Origin of the sequence: Plesiomonas sp. ZOR0011, from assembly GCF_000800945.1 — a bacterium.
In the GTDB taxonomy this organism is placed as follows: Bacteria; Pseudomonadota; Gammaproteobacteria; order Enterobacterales; family CAMTGL01; genus Plesiomonas; species Plesiomonas shigelloides.
Genome location: NZ_JRKB01000067.1, coordinates 19674 through 39683, shown reverse-complemented (window position 1 = coordinate 39683; position 20010 = coordinate 19674). Strand labels below are relative to the sequence as shown.

Sequence of the window (20010 nt, the reverse complement as noted above, 5' to 3'; positions counted from 1 at the left end):
CAAGTTAATCGATTGCGCTTTACTCCTACCCTTTTTTCACCCGCTACGCGCAACACCTCGCAAACGTTTGCCTTCACTGCTAGAATGACGCCGCCGAGTTTAAACCCTGGACTAAACCGCGAGGAATCCCCGTGAGCAACAAGACCTCTTTGAGCTACAAAGATGCTGGTGTAGATATTGATGCAGGTAATGCGCTGGTCGACCGTATTAAAGGCGTCGTCGGCCGTACCCGCCGTCCGGAAGTGATGGGCGGGCTGGGTGGTTTTGGTGCGCTGTGTGCGTTACCGCAAAAATACCGTGAGCCGGTTCTGGTCTCAGGTACCGATGGCGTAGGTACCAAACTGCGTCTGGCGATGGATCTTAAGCGTCACGATACGATCGGTATCGATCTGGTGGCGATGTGCGTCAACGACCTGATCGTTCAGGGTGCCGAGCCACTGTTTTTCCTCGACTACTACGCCACCGGTAAGCTGGATGTCGATACCGCAGCCGCCGTGATCACAGGGATTGCCAAAGGCTGTGAAGAGTCCGGGTGTGCGCTGGTCGGCGGTGAAACCGCTGAGATGCCGGGGATGTACCACGGTGATGATTATGACGTGGCCGGTTTCTGCGTAGGCGTGGTGGAAAAATCCGACATCATTGACGGCAGCAAAGTACAAGCGGGCGATGCCTTGATTGCCCTCGCCTCTAGCGGCCCACACTCCAACGGTTATTCCCTGATCCGTAAAATTTTAGAAGTCAGCGGCCAAGACCCAGAGACTACCGAGCTTGAAGGTCAATCTCTGGCTGATCACCTGCTGGCCCCCACCAAGCTGTATGTGCGCTCGGTACTGGAGCTGATTGCCAACAGTGAAATCCACGCCATTGCACACTTAACCGGTGGCGGTTTCTGGGAAAATATCCCGCGCGTGCTGCCAGAAAATACCCAAGCCATTATCGATGAGAGCAGCTGGCAATGGCCGGCCATCTTCCATTGGCTGCAAACGCAAGGCAATGTATCGACACATGAAATGTACCGCACCTTTAACTGCGGCGTGGGCATGATCATTGCGCTGCCACAGGCGCACGTTGAGTCGGCGTTGAAAATTCTCACCGCAGCAGGTGAAAAAGCGTGGCAAATCGGTATGATCGGGGCATCGACTCCTAACGAACAACAAGTGGTCATCCGTTAATGTCTTCGTCATCTCAAAATATCGTGGTATTAGCTTCAGGCAACGGCTCCAATCTGCAAGCGATTATGGATGCTTGTGCGGCTGGACAAATTCCGGGTCAGGTTGCAGCAGTGATCTGCGATCGCAGCGATGCTTTCGCCCTGGAGCGTGCGCAGGCAGCCGGCATTCCAACGGCAGTACTGCGTCAGCGTGACTTCGCCGACCGTGCCGCTTTCGATGCTGCGCTGGCCGAACAGGTTGACCATTACCAGCCTGCGGTGGTGATTTTGGCCGGTTTCATGCGCGTGCTGAGCGATGCCTTCGTGCAGCGTTTTAGCGGTAAGCTGCTGAACATCCACCCATCCCTGCTGCCAAAATACCCAGGGTTAAATACCCACCAGCGGGCGATTGATGCCGGTGATACCGTGCACGGAGCCAGCATTCACTTCGTGACCGAGCAGCTCGATGGCGGCCCGATCATTTTGCAAGCGCAAGTGCCGATTTTTGATGATGACACTGCCGCCGATGTAGCCCAGCGCGTGCAAGAGCAAGAGCACCGCAGCTATCCATTGGTGATCAAATGGTTCTTGGAAGGCCGTCTGCAATACCAAAATCAGCAAGCGCTGATGGATGGTGAGCCATTGCCAGCCCAAGGCTATGCGGCAGAGTAACTCGGTTCATTACACCGATTACTGAGCACCAGAAAACCCGCTACGGCGGGTTTTTTATTGGCGCGCGGAGACTGAACACCAACCAACATTCACCACTCATCAGATCAATTTGTCAGCGATGGCCCATTTCTGCCTAATCGCATGCGCTACACTGCCACTAGGCAGAGTGAAGTTGTCGCCGTATTCCCCCATTCCCGAATCCAAGGAGTGCGTATGGCCAAGGACAAATTGAGTAAAGCCGTCTACGAGCGCGAATTGCTGGCGCTGCAAACAGAGCTGGTCAGCATGCAAGAGTGGGTCAAAGCCCAAAAGCTCAAAGTGGTGGTGGTGTTTGAAGGACGTGATGGCGCGGGCAAAGGCAGCACCATCAAAGCGATTACCGATAAGCTCAATCCGCGCGTGTGCCGGATTGTGGCGCTGGATAAACCCACTGAACGTGAACGCAGCCAGTGGTACTTCCAGCGTTATGTCGCCCAGTTACCGGCCGGTGGCGAAATCGTGCTGTTTGACCGCAGCTGGTATAACCGCGCAGGCGTTGAACGGGTGATGGGCTTTTGCAGCGATGCCGAATACGAAGAGTTTCTGCGCACCTGCCCCGAATTTGAGCGCATGCTGCAACGGGCGGGGATCATCTTGATTAAATACTGGTTCTCGGTGTCCGATGAAGAGCAGGAAAAACGCTTTTTAGAGCGAATCAATACGCCGCATAAGCGCTGGAAATTCAGCCCGATGGACTTAGAATCGCGCACCCGCTGGGCCGAATACTCGCAGGCCAAAGATCAGATGTTTGAGTTCACCGACACCAAAAACGCCCCTTGGTGGGTGGTCCCCTCAGATGATAAACGCAGTGCGCGCTTAAACTGTATGCGTCATCTGCTCTCGCAAGTGCCGTATGAAAAAATCACCTACGCGCCGGTGGAGTTACCGCCACTGAATAAAAATGGCTATCTGCGTATCCCGTATGAAAGCCAAACGTTGGTGCCTGATTTTTACGGCACTATGAATGGCGAACCGGAACTGCCAGACACTCATGGCAAGTAAAGGCAAGTAAACCATACATCGTCTGTACATAACCTACGCGCTCCAACAACAACGCCGCCGTCCCCGTTGTCCTATCGTAAAATAGGTCAGCCGGAGACAGCGGCGTTATACTGATGCCACGATACTGCGCGTTCGCAGGGATACCCGTTACTGCAGCATCTGCTCCAGATCATCACCGTTTAAGTGACGCACATCCTTTCCTTTCACAAAATAGAAGATGTACTCACAGATGTTCTGGCACCGATCGCCAATCCGCTCAATAGCGCGCGCACACCACATGGCGGTCAGCACGTTAGGAATCGAGCGCGGATCTTCCATCATGTACGTCATCAGCTGACGGATAATCCCTTCGTACTCTTTATCCACCTTGCGATCTTCACGGTAGACACGAATGGCCGCATCAACATCCATGCGAGCAAAGGCATCCAGCACATCGTGCAGCATCTGCACGGTATGACTACCGAGCGACTCCAGACTTACCAGCAGTGGTTGATGCTGATTGGTGAAGTTCTCTAAAGCGGTCTTGGCAATCCGCTCAGCAACGTCGCCAATACGCTCCAGCTCGGCGATGGTTTTGATGATCGCCATCACCAAACGCAAATCACTGGCCGTCGGCTGACGCTTAGCGATGATGCGCACACAGGCTTCATCAATGGAGACTTCCATCATGTTGACCTTGGCATCATCTTGGATCACGCGCCGCGCCAGATTCTCATCACGATCGTGCATCGCACGGATAGCATCTGTCAGTTGTTGCTCCACCAAACCGCCCATGCTCATCACTTGGGTGCGGATGGTTTCCAGTTCAGTATTGAACTGGCCGGAAATGTGTTTATTTAATTGCATATTGTCCATATCAGCACCCATCCATTAACCATAACGACCGGTAATGTAGTCTTCGGTTTTCTTTTTCTTCGGGGTTGTAAACAGGGTATTGGTATCGGAATACTCAATCAGCTCCCCCATGTACATAAACGCCGTCTGATCGGATACGCGGGCTGCCTGTTGCATGTTGTGGGTTACAATCACCACAGTGTACTTGCTCTTCAGCTCGTTGATCAGCTCTTCAATCGTTAATGTTGATATCGGATCCAGTGCCGAGGTCGGTTCATCCAGCAACAGCACTTCCGGCTCGATGGCAATCGCGCGCGCAATCACCAGACGCTGCTGCTGACCGCCAGACAGGCCAAAGGCATTTTCATGCAGACGGTCTTTCACCTCATCCCAAATAGCCGCCCCGCGCAGTGAACGCTCAACCGCTTCATCCAACACCCGGCGATCTTTGATGCCTTGCAGGCGAAGGCCATACACCACGTTTTCGTAGATGGATTTCGGGAACGGGTTCGGGCGCTGGAACACCATCCCGACGCGGCGACGCAGCGCCGCCACATCCACCGATTTGTCATAAATGTTATGACCATGCAGGGCAATCTCACCATCAACGCGGCACGTATCCACCAGATCGTTCATCCGGTTAAAGCAACGCAGCAAGGTCGACTTACCGCACCCTGATGGGCCGATAAACGCCGTTACCTGGCCTTTAGGGATCTTCATGCAAACATTAAATAACGCCTGCTTGTTACCGTAGAATAAATCCAGCTCCTTCACTTCCAGCGCGGTCAGCTCAGGGCTTAAGTTTTCCAGATCCAACACTGGAGAATCAGATACGTTGGCATTCAGTGTAATCATCACGCTTTCCTGTCAATACTGCCTAAACCGGCCGGTTAGATATCCATGGAACGGTATTTTTCACGTAAATGGTTACGGATGCCGATGGCGGTCAGGTTCAGACCGACAATCACAGTAACCAGCAGGAACGAGGTGGCAAACACCAGCGGACGGGCCGCCTCCACGTTCGGGCTCTGGAAGCCCACGTCGTAAATATGAAAGCCCAAGTGCATGAACTTACGATCCAGATGCACATACGGGAAGTTCAGATCCACCGGCAACGTCGGTGCCAGTTTCACTACCCCCACCAGCATCAACGGCGCCGTTTCACCGGCGGCGCGTGCCACCGCCAAAATCAAACCCGTCATAATCGCTGGGCTGGCCATTGGGATCACAATTCGCCACAGGGTTTCGGCTTTGGTCGCACCCAGCGCCAGTGAGCCTTGACGCACCGCACTTGGAATACGTGACAAGCCTTCTTCGGTCGACACAATCACCACCGGCAAGGTCAAAATCGCCAGCGTGATCGCCGCCCACATCACCCCTGGGGTGCCGAACGTTGGCGTTGGCAGCGCTTCTGGGTAGAACAGCTTATCGATGCTGCCGCCCAGCATGTAGACGAAAAAGCCTAAGCCAAATACTCCGTACACAATCGACGGTACACCGGCTAAGTTAATCACCGCGATACGGATAACCTTGGTAATAGCATTCTTACCGGCATATTCGTGCAAGTAGATAGCCGCGACCACCCCGAGCGGCGTCACCAACACCGACATCAGCAGCACCATGAATACGGTACCGAAAATGGCTGGGAACACCCCGCCTTCAGTGTTGGCTTCACGCGGGTCTTCGGTCAGGAACTTCCACACCTGATGGAACCAGTGCCCGACTTTCTGCACGCCGTGCATGTCATTCGGGTAGTAGGCATCCATCACGTTAGACATCGGGATGGTGACCACTTCCCCGCGCATGTCTTTAACCAGCAGCGCATCACGACCGGTTTGCTCGCGCAGACTCATCAGTTGCTGCTCCAACGCCGAATACTGACGGTCAAAACCGGCACGCTCGGCGGCAAACTGCGCTTCATCTTGCTCGGTCAGATTGCCTTGCAGCTGCAGCGCACGCTCACGCATCCGCAGACGCTCTAATCCGTGGTTGATGGCGCCGATATCCACTTTCTGCAAGCGGTCAATCTGCGCATTCAACTCCAGTACCCGCGCCAGACGACGCTGCATTTCGCCTTTCAGATCGGCGGTTTCCAGCGGCTGACCATTTTCGGTCATCCCCTGTAAGAAGCCGTAAAAGTTGCCGTTTTTCGCCCGCTCTAATACCAATACGCCTTCTGGCACTGTGCGCGACTTGATTTCACTTTCCAAGATGGTACGGAAATCAAGGTTCACGAACTCGCGGTTACCGGTTTTCACCAGATAACGCGGCACATCGGCATCGGGGAAGTTATCCAGATTCACGCCGTTGGCAATCAAACGCTCACGCGGCACCATCTCACGGCCATGAATTTCGCCAATCACCCGCTCGATGCCTTGCTCGCTGATCACGCCAAATTGGTATACGGTGTGCGGCCAGAAATACACCAGACCGCGGGCACCAATCAGCAACAACAGCCCCACAACCGCAATCAGACTCAAGGAGACGGCGCCAGCCGTCATCCAGATCCACGGGGTTCCTGATTTAAACCACTTATTCATCACTCTTCCCTTACAGCGAGCTGTACTTGTCACGTAAACGCTGACGGATGTATTCCGCAATGGTGTTGAATACGAACGTAAAGACGAACAACACAAAAGCCGTCAAGAACAAGACCCGGTAATGGGTACTGGCCACTTCGGCCTCTGGCATTTCTACCGCGATGTTGGCCGCCAAGGTACGCAACCCTTGGAAGATGCTCCAATCCAAAATCGGGGTGTTACCGGTCGCCATCAATACGATCATGGTTTCGCCTACCGCACGGCCAAGGCCGATCATCACCGCCGAGAAAATCCCCGGGCTGGCGGTCAGCAATACGACGCGGGTTAAGGTCTGCCATGGTGTGGCGCCCAGTGCCAGTGAGCCGTTGGTCAGGTTACGCGGCACACTGAAAATCGCATCTTCCGCAATCGAGAAGATATTCGGGATAACCGCAAAGCCCATCGCAATCCCCACCACTAAGGCGTTACGCTGGTCAAAGGTGATGCCCAAATCGTTGCTCAGGTAATCGCGAATGTTGCCGCCAAAGAAGGCGTGATCGATCCACGAGCTGGCCGAGAATGAACCGTAGCCCACCAGCAAAATGACCGGCACCAACACCAGTGCATCCCAGCCCTCTTTGGAGCGCAAACGCTCTGGCAGACGGCCCCAAACAAAGGCGGTCAGCAAAATCGACACCGGCAGCAAGACCAAGAAGGTCAGCACCCCAGTGAGGTATTGCTCAAGTACCGGAGCCAGCCACAAACCGGCCAAGAAGCCCAAGATCACGGTAGGCAGCGCGCCCATGATCTCCACGGTCGGTTTAATCGCTTTGCGCATCCCCGGCGACATGAAGTAGGCGGTATAAATTGCGCCGGCCAGAGCCAATGGCACGGCAAACAACATGGCGTAGAAGGCCGCTTTCAAGGTACCAAAGGAGATCGGCACCAAGCTCAGCTTGGACTCAAAATCATCACTGGCGGAGGTGGACTGCCACACATACTGCGGCTCACGATAACCTTCGTACCAGACTTTGTCCCACAAAGCGCTCCAGCTTACTTCTGGGTGCTCGTTGTGTACTTGGTACAACTTCCAGCTGCCATCTTCTTCCAGCAACAAGCCATTAGCACGCGAAGAGATGGTCAACGCATTTGGTTTTTTATCCAGCAGCTTTTCTTGCAGCAGTTTGTTGGCACTGGTGGTGTAGTACAGACCCACATTGCCGTTATCAGACAGGGTGACAAAGCCACGGCGGAAATACTCAGGTTGCAGTTGCACCAATGGGCCGGCATGATTTTCCAGCTCACGTATTTGCGTCAACACCGGGCCTTTACCCTTGTTAACATCAAACCATTGCGTGATGCGGCCATCATCAGTAGCCACCAGCAGTGAACTGCCCCCCGGCATTAAGGCCAGCTTGGTTGGCGTTGCATCTTGGCTTAAGGTCACCACTTCACGCAGCTCAGGCGCATCACCGCGCAAATCAAAGATGTGCAGTTGCTTGCCAGACAGCAGATACAAAAAACGGCCGTTTGGCGTCAGCAGCAGCTCATTAATCTGCTTGGGAATATCCGCGATGGCCTGAACATCACCCTTCCATTCGGTTTCCCCGCTCAGCATATTTTCATCTTCGCTGTAACGGCCAAACAGCAGGCGATGGTCAGCAGTCAGACCCACCAGCTCGGCAGAATCCTCTTGCACACTGACCGCTACACGCACCAACGGCTGCTTTTGGCTATCCAGCAGCAGTGGCGTTTCCCCCAGCGGGTATTTGATTTTTGGCGTGGTATGACGCTGGTTATCCGTCCCGAACAGGGAAGAGAACTGCGGTTGCACCACACTCACCGAACCATCGGCATTGCCCAAAGCATAAATGCCCACACTCGGAATGGTATAACCCACCGAGGTGCTATTGGGGCTGATCTTTTGTTGCAACAGTACCGTGCCCGGAGGCTGAGTACGATCGGCAGCCAGTTGAATATAGGTCAGCTCACCGTCCGTCGTCAGACGGTAACCGGCTTCGCTGCGCTCATCCAGCCCGAGCGCAAGCGCTGGCTTTTGTGTGTTCACGCTCACCTGCTGCTGTTTTTCGACTGAGGCCGATTTAAACAGTGGCAAAATCACGTACAGTAGATAAAAGAAAATCAGCATCAGTGCGACCAGAACCAGCATTCCGCCGCCGGTGACACCATACTTTGCGAGCTTATCTTTTAAGGCTCGGCTTTTGCTTCCCTTTAATGAAAGACTGACTGCATCAACCATGTGTATTCCCATTGACTACATGATGTAGCGAATTGTATGTCGGTTATATTACAGCTATGTGACAAAGATTGTTTATAGACTTAGTTACACTAATATGTTGATATCAGTGAAATATTATATAGTTTTTAGTGATGCCTCACGATTGTTCGTCTGCAGGGAAACATGAGCTTCAGTGGTGTACGACAATCCTGTGACATGGATGATTTAGGGAAACATTATGAGTCTGGAAAAGCTGTATATTGAAAAAGAGCTCAGTTGGCTTTCCTTTAACGAGCGCGTCTTGCAAGAAGCGGCCGACAAAACCAACCCGCTGATTGAGCGCGTGCGTTTTCTAGGGATTTACTCCAACAACCTCGATGAGTTTTACAAAGTGCGCTTTGCCGATGTGAAGCGGCGTATTTTGATTAACGAAGAGCAAGGCACCGAAGCCAGCGCACGGCATCTCCTGAAAAAAATCCAATCACGCGTTCTGCGCATGAATCAGGATTTTGATTCACTGTATAACGAACTGTTACTGGAAATGGCGCGCAATCAGATTTTCCTGATTAACGAGCGCCAATTGGCCGATGGCCAAAAACGCTGGCTGAAAGAGTATTTCCGGCATAATGTTCTGCAGTTCATCACCCCGACCATGCTGTCGTCACAGGTCGATTTGGTGCAGTTTATGCAGGATGACTACACCTACTTGGTGGTCGAGATGCGCAAAGATCAGGACATCCAATATGCCCTGATTGAGATCCCTTCCGATCGCCTGCCGCGCTTTGTCTCTTTGCCGCAAGAAAAACCGCGCCGCCGTAAAACCATCATCTTGCTGGATAACATCATTCGTTTTTGCCTCGATGACATCTTCCGCGGCTTTTTCGAGTACGACTCATTAGCCGCTTACTCGATGAAAATGACGCGCGATGCCGAGTACGACTTGATCAACGAGCTCGAATCCAGCCTGCTGGAGCAAATGTCGTACAGCTTAAAGCAACGTCTGACCGCCGAGCCGGTGCGCTTTGTCTATCAGCGTGATATGCCTGATGAGTTGGTGGACTTCCTGAAAGATAAGCTGGGGATCTCCTCATACGACTCGGTGATCCCGGGCGGACGCTATCACAATTTCAAAGACTTCATCGGTTTTCCGGATGTGGGCAAAGCCTCGCTGGTCAACAAACCGCTGCCGCCGATGGAGCAATCCATTTTCTTGCGTCACGACACCGCCTTTGATGCCATTCGTGAACGCGATGTGCTGCTGTACTACCCGTACCACACCTTCAACCACTTTACGGAGTTTTTGCGGCAGGCCTCTTTTGATCCGAGCGTGGTCTCAATCAAGATCAATATCTATCGGGTCGCGAAAAACTCGCGCATCATCGACTCGATGATCCACGCCGCCAACAACGGTAAAAAAGTGACGGTGGTGGTCGAGCTACAAGCGCGCTTTGACGAAGAGGCCAACATTCACTGGGCCAAGCAGCTGACCGAAGCGGGCGTGCACGTGATTTTCTCCATCCCGGGGCTGAAAATTCACTCCAAACTGTGCCTGATCACCCGCCGAGAAGGGGATAACTACGAGCGCTATGCGCACGTGGGCACCGGTAACTTCCACGAAAAAACCGCTCGTCTGTACACCGACTTCACCTTGCTGACCCGCGATCCGCGCATCACCAATGAAGTACGTCGGGTATTTAACTTTATCGAAAACCCGTACCGTCCGGTGACCTTCGAGCACTTGATCGTGTCGCCACAAAACTCGCGCAAAGTGCTGTATCAGCTTATCGATCAAGAGATCTTGAATGCCCAAAGCGGCCAGACTGCGAAAATCTCGCTCAAGATCAATAATCTGGTCGATAAAGGTCTGATCGATCGGCTGTACGCGGCGTCTAATGCTGGGGTGTCGATTCGCTTGCTGATCCGTGGCATGTGTTCACTGGTGCCGGGCTTGAAGGATGTCAGCGAAAATATTCAGGTCACCAGTATTCTGGACCGTTACCTGGAGCACCCGAGAGTCTATGCTTTTGAAAACGGCGGAGAGCCTTTGGTTTATATCTCTTCTGCCGACTGGATGACCCGGAATATCGACTACCGGATTGAAGTGGGCGCGCCTATCTTCGACCCGCGTCTGAAAAAACAGGTACTGGATATTCTGGATCTGCAATTTAACGATACCGTCAAGGCACGCATCATCGATAAAGAGCTGAGTAACCGCTATGTTCCGCGCGGCAACAAGCGCAAACTGCAGTCACAGATCGCTATCTATGATTACCTCAAAGGTGTCGAACAACGAGAACAGCAGGCGGATAACGATGCCAATCACCTCAATGCCTAATGTTAATGCCAGTAAGCCAAAAGAAATTGCCGCGATCGACTTAGGTTCGAACAGCTTCCACATGGTGGTCGCCCGAATTGTTGATGGCTCACTGCAGATCCTGTCACGTATCAAACAACGGGTGCATATGGCCGATGGGCTAGATGCGGAAAATCACTTAAGCCAAGAAGCGATGGATCGCGGCTTGGCCTGTTTGGCGCTGTTTGCCGAGCGTTTGCAGGGTTTTGATGAGGACAATGTCCGCATCGTGGCGACCCACACTCTGCGCCGCGCCGTCAACGCCGAACAGTTTCTAGACCAAGCAGCGGCTGTGCTGCCCTACCCCATCGAGCTCATCAGCGGGCAAGAAGAGGCGCGTCTGATTTATCTTGGCGTTGCCCATACCCAGTCCGAAACTGGCCGCCGTTTGGTGGTGGATATCGGCGGCGGCTCGACCGAGATGGTGATTGGTGAAGGTTTCGATCCCATTTTCGCCGAAAGCCGTCAGATGGGTTGCGTCAGCTTTGCCCAGCGCTTTTTCCCTGCGGGGAAAATTTCGGCCAGTGCATTTCGCAAGGCCTGCGTCGCCGCGCAGCAAAAAATCGAAAACTTAAGCTGGCAGTACCGTCAGCTGAACTGGGATTTTGCTCTCGGCTCATCAGGCACCATCAAAGCCATCCACGAGGTGATCTTAGCGCTGGGGGAAAAAGATGGTCACATCACCCGTGAGCGTTTGCAGCAGATCACCGATAAAGTGCTGGCCTTTGATGATTTTGCCTCGTTGAAATTGCCGGGTCTGCCGGATGAGCGCCAAGCGGTATTCGTACCGGGACTGGCCATCTTGTGCGGCGTTTTCGATGAGCTGCAAATCAAAGAGATGCGTTTTTCCGATGGCGCCCTGCGTGAAGGGGTCATGTATGAAATGGAAGAGCGCTTTCGCTACGAAGACATTCGGGTGCGCACCGCGCTGAGTCTGGCCGAACGCTATCGCATCGATCGCGAACAAGCCGGTCGGGTGCGGGATACTGCGCTCAACTTGTATCAGCAGTGGCAAGCGGATAACCAAGATGCGGCCAGCCCACGCTTGGAAACGCTGCTCGGTTGGGCGGCATTGCTGCATGAAGTGGGGCTGAGTATCAACGACAGCGGCATTCATCGCCACTCTGCGTATATTTTGCAGCACACCAACTTGCCGGGTTTCAACCAAGAGCAGCAAAACATGCTGGCGACCTTAGTGCGCTTTCAGCGTAAAGCGCTCAAGCTTGACGGTTTGCCTTCGTTTGCCCTGTTCAAGAAAAAGCAGGTGCAAGCACTGATCCGTTTGCTGCGTATGAGCGTGCTGTTTAATAAATTGCGCCAAGCCTCTAATCCACCGGCGTTTATGCGTTTGTATTGCCACGGCCATGACTGGCGCTTGATTCTGCCTGAAGCTTATCTGGCGCAAAATGCGTTGGTGCAAGCCGACTTGGAAATTGAGCAAAATTACCTGCAAGACATCGGCTGGTCACTGACCATCGAAGAAGCCGGTATTCCGGCTGAACACAGTGATGATTAATCACGGCGATAAGCTATTCGGTTAAGGCGCTCGCCTGACAAAAAGTGGCTCACAGCGGGCCACTTTTTTGTCAAAAGCGCGTTATATGGCGAGCTAGGCATGGGCGCCAAGGAATGAATGACAAGGATTTAAGATGGAACGAGTGACACTGGCCGCTGACGGCCCGCAATTTTCCCGCATGGTGATGGGCTACTGGCGTTTGCTGGAATGGAACATGACACCGGCACGACTGGCTGATTTCATCCAGCAACATATCGACCTTGGGATCACCACCACCGATCACGCCGATATCTATGGCGGCTATCAATGCGAAGCGGCGTTTGGCGCGGCGCTGAAACAGGCCCCGCATCTGCGCCAACAGATCGAAATCGTCAGTAAATGTGGAATTGCGCTGACCGCCCGCCCCGAGCACCAGCTCAATCACTACAATACCGAAGCGCGCCATATCATCCAGAGTGCCGAGCAATCGTTGCGTAACTTGCACACCGAGTATCTGGATTTGCTGCTGATCCATCGCCCCGATCCATTAATGGACGCCGATGAAGTGGCCGAGGCGTTCGTCCAGCTGCGAGCCAGTGGCAAGGTGCGCCATGTCGGGGTATCCAACTTCACGCCAGCGCAATTTGCCTTGTTGCAAAGTCGACTGGATTTCCCGCTGGTCACCAATCAGCTGGAGATTTCACCGCTGTACCAAGACCTGTTACTAGACGGTACGCTGGATGATTGCCAGCAGCGTCGCATCGCCCCTATGGCGTGGTCTTGCTTGGGCGGTGGACGCCTGTTCAGCGCGCCGGAATATCAGCCGCTGCGTGACGAGCTGGAAACCATCCGTCAGGAACTGGGCGCCGCCAGTATCGAACAAGTGGTGTACGCGTGGGTCTTGCGCTTGCCAAGCCGGCCGCTGCCGATTATTGGCTCCGGGAAAATCCAGCGCGTCCAACAAGCGGCGGCGGCATTAACCCTGCCGCTGACGCGTCAACAATGGTTCCGTATTCGCAAAGCGGCGCTGGGGTACGATGTGCCTTAATGGCTGGCACTGATACCGCTTTACGCTGCAATGACAGCGCCTCCCGTCACAGCGCCGTTGCAAGTATCGTTTACCCATCGCTTACCAAGGTCGGCAACACGCCGACCTTGTTTCATTCGCACACCTAATTAGCGGTTCTCATTCTCGGTCGGTGATCGCCTCCCGCGGACATATCTACTTAGCGCTAAGTTACATTTTTTGACCTTAAGCCAGATGACAAGCCAGCCTTGCCGACGGCATGCTTTTACTACTTTCCTTAAGCGGTAGGTTCGGACCTTTCATCATGAAAATACTGTTTCATATCGATACCCACGAACGCTGGGGCGTGCTGTTACACCAAATCCACAATACGCTGCGCGATGCGCAAAATCGGGTCGAAGACGTGGATATTCAGGTGGTGGCGGTCAGCACTGGGGTGATTGCGCTGCAACAACCGGTGGCTGAAAACTTAGGTTTTATTGACAACATGCGCGAGCTGTCGCGCCAAGGCGTGCGTTTTTGTGCCTGCCACAATGCGCTTAATGCATTGGCGGTAGCACCTGAGCGACTGACCGACTTTGTACTGGTCGTGCCCGCCGGCATTGTCGCGCTGACCCAAAAGCAGCAACAAGGCTATGCTTATATTCGGGTCTAACCATAATTTGGGCTAGCAACCAGATCGCATAATGACAGGATGCGCGCTATAGGCATCGCGCGCACCTGCCACTCACCACCTATCGATAACCGATGCCGCTCACACAAGCCGACAACCAGTGCCGTGTAGGGCTTGATCAGGGTTGTTGAGTTCAGTCTGGCCACGGTACTCCGCCACGGGTCGCTCGCGCCGCGGCGCGCCGTTGATCCATTTCACAGTTGTTAAATTTCCGCGCCGTCACCGGCTGTCCTACGCGTCAGACAACGTAATATAGGGGCAGCGTAAAATCTTGCCATTTTGGGCATATTCCACAGACTCACGAGGAGAATCGGATGTCCCACGCATTTTATCGCCATCTAGCTAACGAATTAGAGCAAGTCAAAGCCGATGGATTGTATAAACAAGAGCGCGTTATCACGTCTGCCCAACAAGCAGAGATTGAGGTTGGTGGACGCGAAGTGCTGAACTTCTGCGCCAATAACTATCTGGGACTGGCTAACCATCCGGCACTGATTGAAGCGGCCAAACACGGGCTGGATCAGCACGGTTTTGGTATGGCCTCGGTACGTTTTATCTGTGGTACACAAGACCTGCACCATGAGCTGGAACGCAAGATGTCCGCCTTTCTCGGCACCGAAGACACCATCTTGTACTCCTCCTGTTTTGATGCCAACGGCGGCCTGTTTGAAACGCTGCTGGGGGCCGAAGATGCCATCATCTCCGATGCACTGAACCATGCCTCTATCATTGATGGCGTGCGTCTGTCCAAAGCCAAGCGTTACCGCTATGCCAATAACGATATGGCCGCGCTGGAGCAGCAATTGCAGCAAGCCACCGCGGATGGCGCACGCTTTAAGCTGATCGCCACCGATGGCGTTTTTTCCATGGATGGCGTGATTGCCGACCTGAAAACCATCTGCGATCTGGCCGATAAATACGATGCGTTGGTGATGGTGGATGACTCGCACGCCGTGGGCTTTATCGGCGAAAACGGTCGTGGCACTCATGAATATTGTCAGGTGATGGAGCGCGTCGACATCATCACCGGTACGCTGGGCAAAGCGCTCGGCGGCGCATCCGGCGGTTACACCTCGGGCAAAAAAGAGGTGATCGATTGGCTGCGTCAGCGCTCACGCCCGTATCTGTTCTCAAACTCACTGGCGCCAGCAATTGTGTCGGCTTCCATCAAAGTGCTGGAGCTGCTCGAGCAAGGTGGCAGTTTGCGCCAACGCCTGCAAGAAAACAGCCGCTATTTCCGTGAACGCATGAGCGCGGCCGGCTTCACGCTGGCTGGTGCCGATCACGCTATCATCCCAGTCATGTTGGGCGATGCCAAACTGGCTGCAGAAATGGCCAGCCGCATGCTGCAAGAAGGCATTTACGTGGTGGGCTTCTCTTATCCGGTGGTGCCGAAAGGTCAGGCGCGCATTCGCACGCAGATGTCTGCCGCGCACACCCGAGAGCAACTGGATCGCGCCATTGATGCTTTCATCCGCATCGGCCGCGAATTGAACGTGATCTAATGCCAGGTTGAGGCGTGCGCGCCTCGGCCTTTTGCCATCAATGCCAACCTCGGCCAACAACAGTGAAGTCATCAGTATGAAAGCACTTTCCAAATTACATCCCGAAAAAGGGATCTGGATGACCGACGTACCGGCTCCGGAGCTGGGACACAACGATTTACTGATCAAAATCCGCAAAACCGCAATCTGCGGCACCGACATGCACATCTACAACTGGGATGAGTGGTCACAAAAAACCATTCCCGTCCCGATGGTGATCGGCCATGAGTACGTGGGCGAAGTGGTCGCCATCGGTCAAGAGGTGCGCGGGTTTGCCATTGGCGATCGCGTCTCTGGCGAAGGCCACATCACCTGTGGTTATTGCCGCAATTGCCGCGCCGGTCGCACCCACTTATGCCGTAACACCATCGGCGTCGGTGTTAACCGTCAGGGCTGTTTTGCCGAGTATCTGGTGATCCCCGCCTTTAACGCATTCAAACTGCCGGACAACATTCCCGATGATCTGGCGGCAATTTTCGATCCGTTCGGTAATGCGGTGCACACTGCGCTGTCGTTCGATTTGGTCGGTGAGGATGTGTTGATCACGGGCGCTGGCCCAATCGGGATCATGGCGGCGGCCGTTTGTCGGCATGTCGGCGCGCGGCACGTGGTGATCACCGATGTGAATTCGTATCGTCTGGCGCTAGCCGAAAAAATGGGCGCTACGCGCGCCGTGGATGTCAGCAAAGAAAAGCTGGCCGATGTGATGGCCGAGCTCGGCATGACCGAAGGGTTCGATGTGGGGCTGGAGATGTCCGGCGTACCGTCGGCATTTCAAGAGATGCTGCTGCGCATGAACCACGGCGGCAAAATTGCCATGCTGGGCATTCCGCCATCCACCATGGCGATTGACTGGAATCAGGTGATTTTCAAAGGGCTGTTCATCAAAGGTATTTACGGTCGCGAGATGTTCGAAACTTGGTACAAGATGGCCAGCCTGATCCAATCGGGTCTGGATCTAAGCCCAATCATCACTCACCGCTTTGCTATCGATGATTTCCAACAAGGCTTCGATGCCATGGGTTCGGGTCAATCAGGCAAAGTGATCCTGAACTGGGATTAATCGCGTTCAGGCTGGTCATCCTGATTACCTTACCAAACAAAACAGGCCATCCGAAGATGGCCTGTTTTTTTATCCGCATGGGATCTTGGCTGCGAACTTGAGCGCTTATTTCAGGCCCAAAGTGGCCAGATCTTTTTCCAAGACTTTCGCTGGCACCGGAATGTAGCCGTCTTTGGCGACCAGCTCTTGTCCTTGCTTGGACAGAACCATCTTCAAGAACTCTGCTGTCATTGGATCCAGTGGCTTGTTCGGGTGCTTGTTCACGTAGATATACAGGTAACGTGACAGCGGGTACGAGCCATTCACAGCGTTTTCTTCGGTTGGCTCAACATACTTATCCCCCTTCTCTGCCAAAGGCAGGGCGCGCACGCCAGAGGTCTTGTAGCCGATACCGGTGTAACCGATGCTGTTCAGGGACGCGCCCACTGACTGCACGACCGATGCTGAGCCCGGTTGCTCGTTCACGTTGCTACGAAAATCGCCTTTACACAGGGCGTGATCTTTAAAGTAACCGTAGGTACCGGATACTGAGTTACGGCCATACAGCTGGATATCTTTATTCGCCAGCTCGCCGGTCACACCCAGCTGACCCCAACGGGTCACTTGCTCATTCGCGCCACACTTCAGCGTGGTGGAGTAAATGGCATCCAGTTGTTCAAAGTTCAGGCCTTTGATTGGGTTATCTTTGTTAACAAAGACGGCCAGCGCATCGATAGCCACCGGAACCCCAATTGGCTGATAACCAAATTTTTTCTCGAAGGCTTCAATTTCCTTGCCTTTCATTTTACGGCTCATCGGGCCCAGCTGCGCTGTGCCTTCAGTCAGTGCTGGAGGCGCAGTAGAAGAGCCTGCCGCTTGCACTTGAATATTAACGTTCGGATATTCGCGCTTAAATTGCTCTGCCCATAAGGTCATCAAGTTAGCCAGGGTATCAGAACCCACTGATGACAGATTGCCAGACACACCGCTGACTTTTTTATATTCAGGCAAGCTGCTGTCTACTGCGGCATAAGTACTGCTAGCAAAAGACGCCATCAGAGTGAAACCTAATGCGCTTACCAGGGTTTTTACTTTCATGCACTCTCTCCGTAAAACGGTCCTTCGTGGAAGTCGCAGCCAGTATCCGGCTCGTTGATGACAGTTTTATCGCTAAAAAATGACAGTTAAATGACAATCCGGCCTTTCAACGTAACTTTCTTTACCTTTTGCGTTGGCGTGGACACCATTAGGGATGCCGTCACGCCGCCGCATCAATGCGAATGCGGTAACAAGTCTTCTCGCACCACCAGTGAACGAGGCAAGACAAACGAGAACACACTGCCTTCGCCGAGGGTACTTTGGATATCCAGACGACTGTCATGGTGGATCAACGCGTGTTTCACAATCGCTAGCCCTAAGCCGCTACCACCGGTTTTGCGCGAGCGTGCCTTATCCACCCGATAGAACCGCTCGGTCAATCGTCCCAAATGATTGGCGGGGATCCCTGGGCCATTATCACGCACCTCAAAGCACGCACCAGCCGGTGTAGCGCGCCAACGCACGCAGATTGCCGTGCCATCAGGGGTGTGATTGATGGCGTTATACACCAAATTCGACACCGCACTGCGTAGCTGCTCGTTATCGCCATACACCAGCAGTTGTGGATCGACCTCAAAGCTAACCTGATGGGTTTGACTGAGCGCCGCCGCTTCGTGCTCCAATTGTTGTAGCATCACCGGCACGTTAACCGGCTCACTCAAGTTAATCTCCGGCGCCGCTTCAATGCGCGATAAGGTCAGGATCTGCTCGACCAAAGACTCCATCCGCCGTGTTTGCTCCAACATGGTGCTGTGCGCTTTAGCCCACAGCGCCGGATCCAAATCATCATCCAGCATTTCCAAATAACCCTGCAACACGGTCAACGGCGTGCGCAGTTCATGGCTGACGTTGGCAAAGAAATTGCGCCGCATGCCCTCTAACTGGCGCATTTTGCTGATATCGCGCGCGGCAATCAGCAATTGCCCTTCACTGTAAGGCATGACGCGCAACTCTACGTAGCGCTCGTGATTCGCTGGCGAGGGGATCACCAACGCTTTGCTGAAATTTTGCGTTTGCAGATAGGCAGCGAAATCAGGGTTACGCACCAGATTCAAAATATGCTGCCCGCTGTCTTCCGGCCAACGAAACCCCAGCATGTGCTGCGCCAGTTTGTTACACCAAAAAATGCTGCCCTCTTCGGTACAGACCACTACCGCATCCGGCAGAGATTCCGCTCCGCTACGAAAACGGCGGATCAAGGTGGCCAGCTCGCGTCGCCGCCGCCGGTTGCGCTGCTGCAAACGGTAAATCCCGTTGAACAGCGGTCCCCAGCTACCGCGGCTGGTGGGCGGGGTCATGCTCTTGTCTACCCATAACCAACTGGATAACTTCAACTGGTTATAAAAATGCCACAACAGTGCCAGCACAGAGGCGGCCAGCAATAATTCAAGGTAATGACCAAAAATCAGCCCAGCGACCAGCGCTGGGATATAAAAAAACGCCAGCTCGCGCGCCAGCGTTTTCCATGACAAACGTTCAACCATGGGGTACTCCATATCTCCACACTGACGTTTTCAGCAAGGGAGGTGCCGCTGTCGCAGGTTGTTTATCCTGCCACTTAATACCGGGTCGAAAAACGGTAGCCGGAGCCGCGCACTGTTTGAATCAGGCGATCGTGTCCGCTGCCTTCCAACGCCTTACGCAGCCGCCGGATATGCACATCTACCGTGCGGTCTTCCACGTACACATTAGTTCCCCATACATTATTGAGGAGTTGTTCGCGACTGTATACCCGCTCCTGATGCGTCATGAAAAAATGCAGCATCTTGAACTCGGTCGGCCCCATATCCAGCGGTTGTTCACCGGCGGTTACGCGGTGTGAGATAGGATCTAAACGCAGCCCCTGCACATCAATCACCTCTTCCACCGAGGTGGGGGCGATACGGCGCATTACGGCTTTAATCCGCGCGACCAGCTCTTTGGGTGAGAAGGGCTTGGTGATGTAATCATCGGCGCCCACTTCCAGCCCGCGCACGCGGTCTTCTTCTTCCCCCCGCGCCGTCAGCATGACCACCGGAATATTGCGCGTGAGCTCTTCACGTTTGAGGTGTTTGATGAGCTGGATCCCGGTGCCCCCCGGCAGCATCCAGTCGAGTAAAATCAGATCCGGATACGGCTCGGCCATTTTGCTCAGGGCCGCGTCATAATCTTCCGCTTCAACTGGCTCATAACCTTTTTGCTCCAGTACAAAGCAAACCATATCCCGGATGGGAGCTTCGTCTTCAACGACGAGGATGCGTCTTGCCATAACAGTTCCTGTTCTCTCCTGAGATGTCTGCGGCATTATGGGACAGTTTTATGACAGTTACGTTAAACCTGTTCT

General features: G+C 53.8%; 16 protein-coding genes. 9 read left to right on the top strand and 7 right to left on the bottom strand.

The window, feature by feature from the left end; translation table 11 throughout:
* Positions 1 to 131: 131 nt before the first annotated feature.
* From purM to ppk2, 3 genes are all read left to right on the top strand, one after another.
* Complete coding sequence (purM, locus tag L975_RS12050) at positions 132 to 1172, top strand: phosphoribosylformylglycinamidine cyclo-ligase (RefSeq protein WP_047708847.1); 1041 nt, start codon at positions 132 to 134, stop codon at positions 1170 to 1172.
* The gene (purN, locus tag L975_RS12045; protein WP_010862366.1) at positions 1172 to 1822 is read left to right on the top strand and encodes a phosphoribosylglycinamide formyltransferase; all 651 of its coding nucleotides are present in this window, start codon (positions 1172 to 1174) and stop codon (positions 1820 to 1822) included. The genes purM and purN overlap by 1 nt, the downstream gene beginning before the upstream one ends.
* Before the next feature lie 213 nt (positions 1823 to 2035).
* Positions 2036 to 2863: a polyphosphate kinase 2 gene (gene ppk2 / locus L975_RS12040; protein ID WP_052181448.1), complete on the top strand. Its 828-nt coding sequence runs from the start codon at positions 2036 to 2038 to the stop codon at positions 2861 to 2863.
* A 147-nt stretch (positions 2864 to 3010) separates the two neighbouring features.
* Here the strand turns inward: ppk2 and phoU are convergent, their stop codons facing one another.
* The 4 genes from phoU to L975_RS12020 are packed head-to-tail and all read right to left on the bottom strand — an operon-like array spanning position 3011 to position 8476.
* A complete protein-coding gene (phoU, locus tag L975_RS12035; protein ID WP_010862368.1) occupies positions 3011 to 3718 on the bottom strand; it encodes a phosphate signaling complex protein PhoU in 708 nt (235 codons plus the stop codon).
* A 15-nt stretch (positions 3719 to 3733) separates the two neighbouring features.
* Positions 3734 to 4552 carry a phosphate ABC transporter ATP-binding protein PstB gene (pstB, locus tag L975_RS12030; RefSeq protein WP_010862369.1) on the bottom strand — a complete coding sequence of 273 codons (819 nt, stop codon included), beginning with the start codon at positions 4550 to 4552 and terminating at the stop codon, positions 3734 to 3736.
* A gap of 35 nt (positions 4553 to 4587) precedes the next feature.
* Complete coding sequence (gene pstA, locus L975_RS12025) at positions 4588 to 6237, bottom strand: phosphate ABC transporter permease PstA (RefSeq protein WP_010862370.1); 1650 nt, start codon at positions 6235 to 6237, stop codon at positions 4588 to 4590.
* Positions 6238 to 6247: 10 nt separating this feature from the next.
* A complete protein-coding gene (locus tag L975_RS12020) occupies positions 6248 to 8476 on the bottom strand; it encodes an ABC transporter permease subunit (protein WP_039044645.1) in 2229 nt (742 codons plus the stop codon).
* Between the two features lie 217 nt (positions 8477 to 8693).
* On the opposite strand from L975_RS12020, the gene ppk1 reads away from it, so the two are divergent.
* From ppk1 to tdh, 6 genes are all read left to right on the top strand, one after another.
* Entirely contained in the window at positions 8694 to 10790 is a 2097-nt protein-coding gene (gene ppk1 / locus L975_RS12015; protein ID WP_010862372.1) for a polyphosphate kinase 1, read from the top strand.
* Positions 10768 to 12324, top strand: coding sequence for an exopolyphosphatase (gene ppx, locus L975_RS12010; RefSeq protein WP_047708845.1), 1557 nt, complete (start codon positions 10768 to 10770; stop codon positions 12322 to 12324). Before ppk1 ends, ppx begins: the two co-directional genes overlap by 23 nt.
* Before the next feature lie 133 nt (positions 12325 to 12457).
* Positions 12458 to 13351, top strand: coding sequence for an aldo/keto reductase family oxidoreductase (locus tag L975_RS12005; protein WP_047708844.1), 894 nt, complete (start codon positions 12458 to 12460; stop codon positions 13349 to 13351).
* A 283-nt stretch (positions 13352 to 13634) separates the two neighbouring features.
* A complete protein-coding gene (locus tag L975_RS12000; RefSeq protein WP_047708843.1) occupies positions 13635 to 13985 on the top strand; it encodes a DsrE family protein in 351 nt (116 codons plus the stop codon).
* Between the two features lie 332 nt (positions 13986 to 14317).
* A complete protein-coding gene (locus L975_RS11995; protein ID WP_047708842.1) occupies positions 14318 to 15508 on the top strand; it encodes a glycine C-acetyltransferase in 1191 nt (396 codons plus the stop codon).
* A gap of 76 nt (positions 15509 to 15584) precedes the next feature.
* Positions 15585 to 16610 (top strand): L-threonine 3-dehydrogenase, encoded by a 1026-nt coding sequence (tdh, locus tag L975_RS11990; RefSeq protein WP_047708873.1) that lies wholly within the window; start codon positions 15585 to 15587, stop codon positions 16608 to 16610.
* 105 nt (positions 16611 to 16715) lie between these two features.
* Here tdh and L975_RS11985 read toward each other — a convergent pair whose 3' ends face one another.
* The 3 genes from L975_RS11985 to phoB form a co-directional block, all read right to left on the bottom strand.
* On the bottom strand, positions 16716 to 17687 hold the full coding sequence (locus L975_RS11985) for a PstS family phosphate ABC transporter substrate-binding protein (protein ID WP_010862378.1): 972 nt from the start codon (positions 17685 to 17687) through the stop codon (positions 16716 to 16718).
* A 173-nt stretch (positions 17688 to 17860) separates the two neighbouring features.
* Positions 17861 to 19171 carry a phosphate regulon sensor histidine kinase PhoR gene (gene phoR, locus L975_RS11980; RefSeq protein ID WP_047708841.1) on the bottom strand — a complete coding sequence of 437 codons (1311 nt, stop codon included), beginning with the start codon at positions 19169 to 19171 and terminating at the stop codon, positions 17861 to 17863.
* 74 nt (positions 19172 to 19245) lie between these two features.
* Positions 19246 to 19935 carry a phosphate regulon transcriptional regulator PhoB gene (gene phoB / locus L975_RS11975; RefSeq protein WP_010862380.1) on the bottom strand — a complete coding sequence of 230 codons (690 nt, stop codon included), beginning with the start codon at positions 19933 to 19935 and terminating at the stop codon, positions 19246 to 19248.
* Between the last annotated feature and the right edge of the window lie 75 nt (positions 19936 to 20010).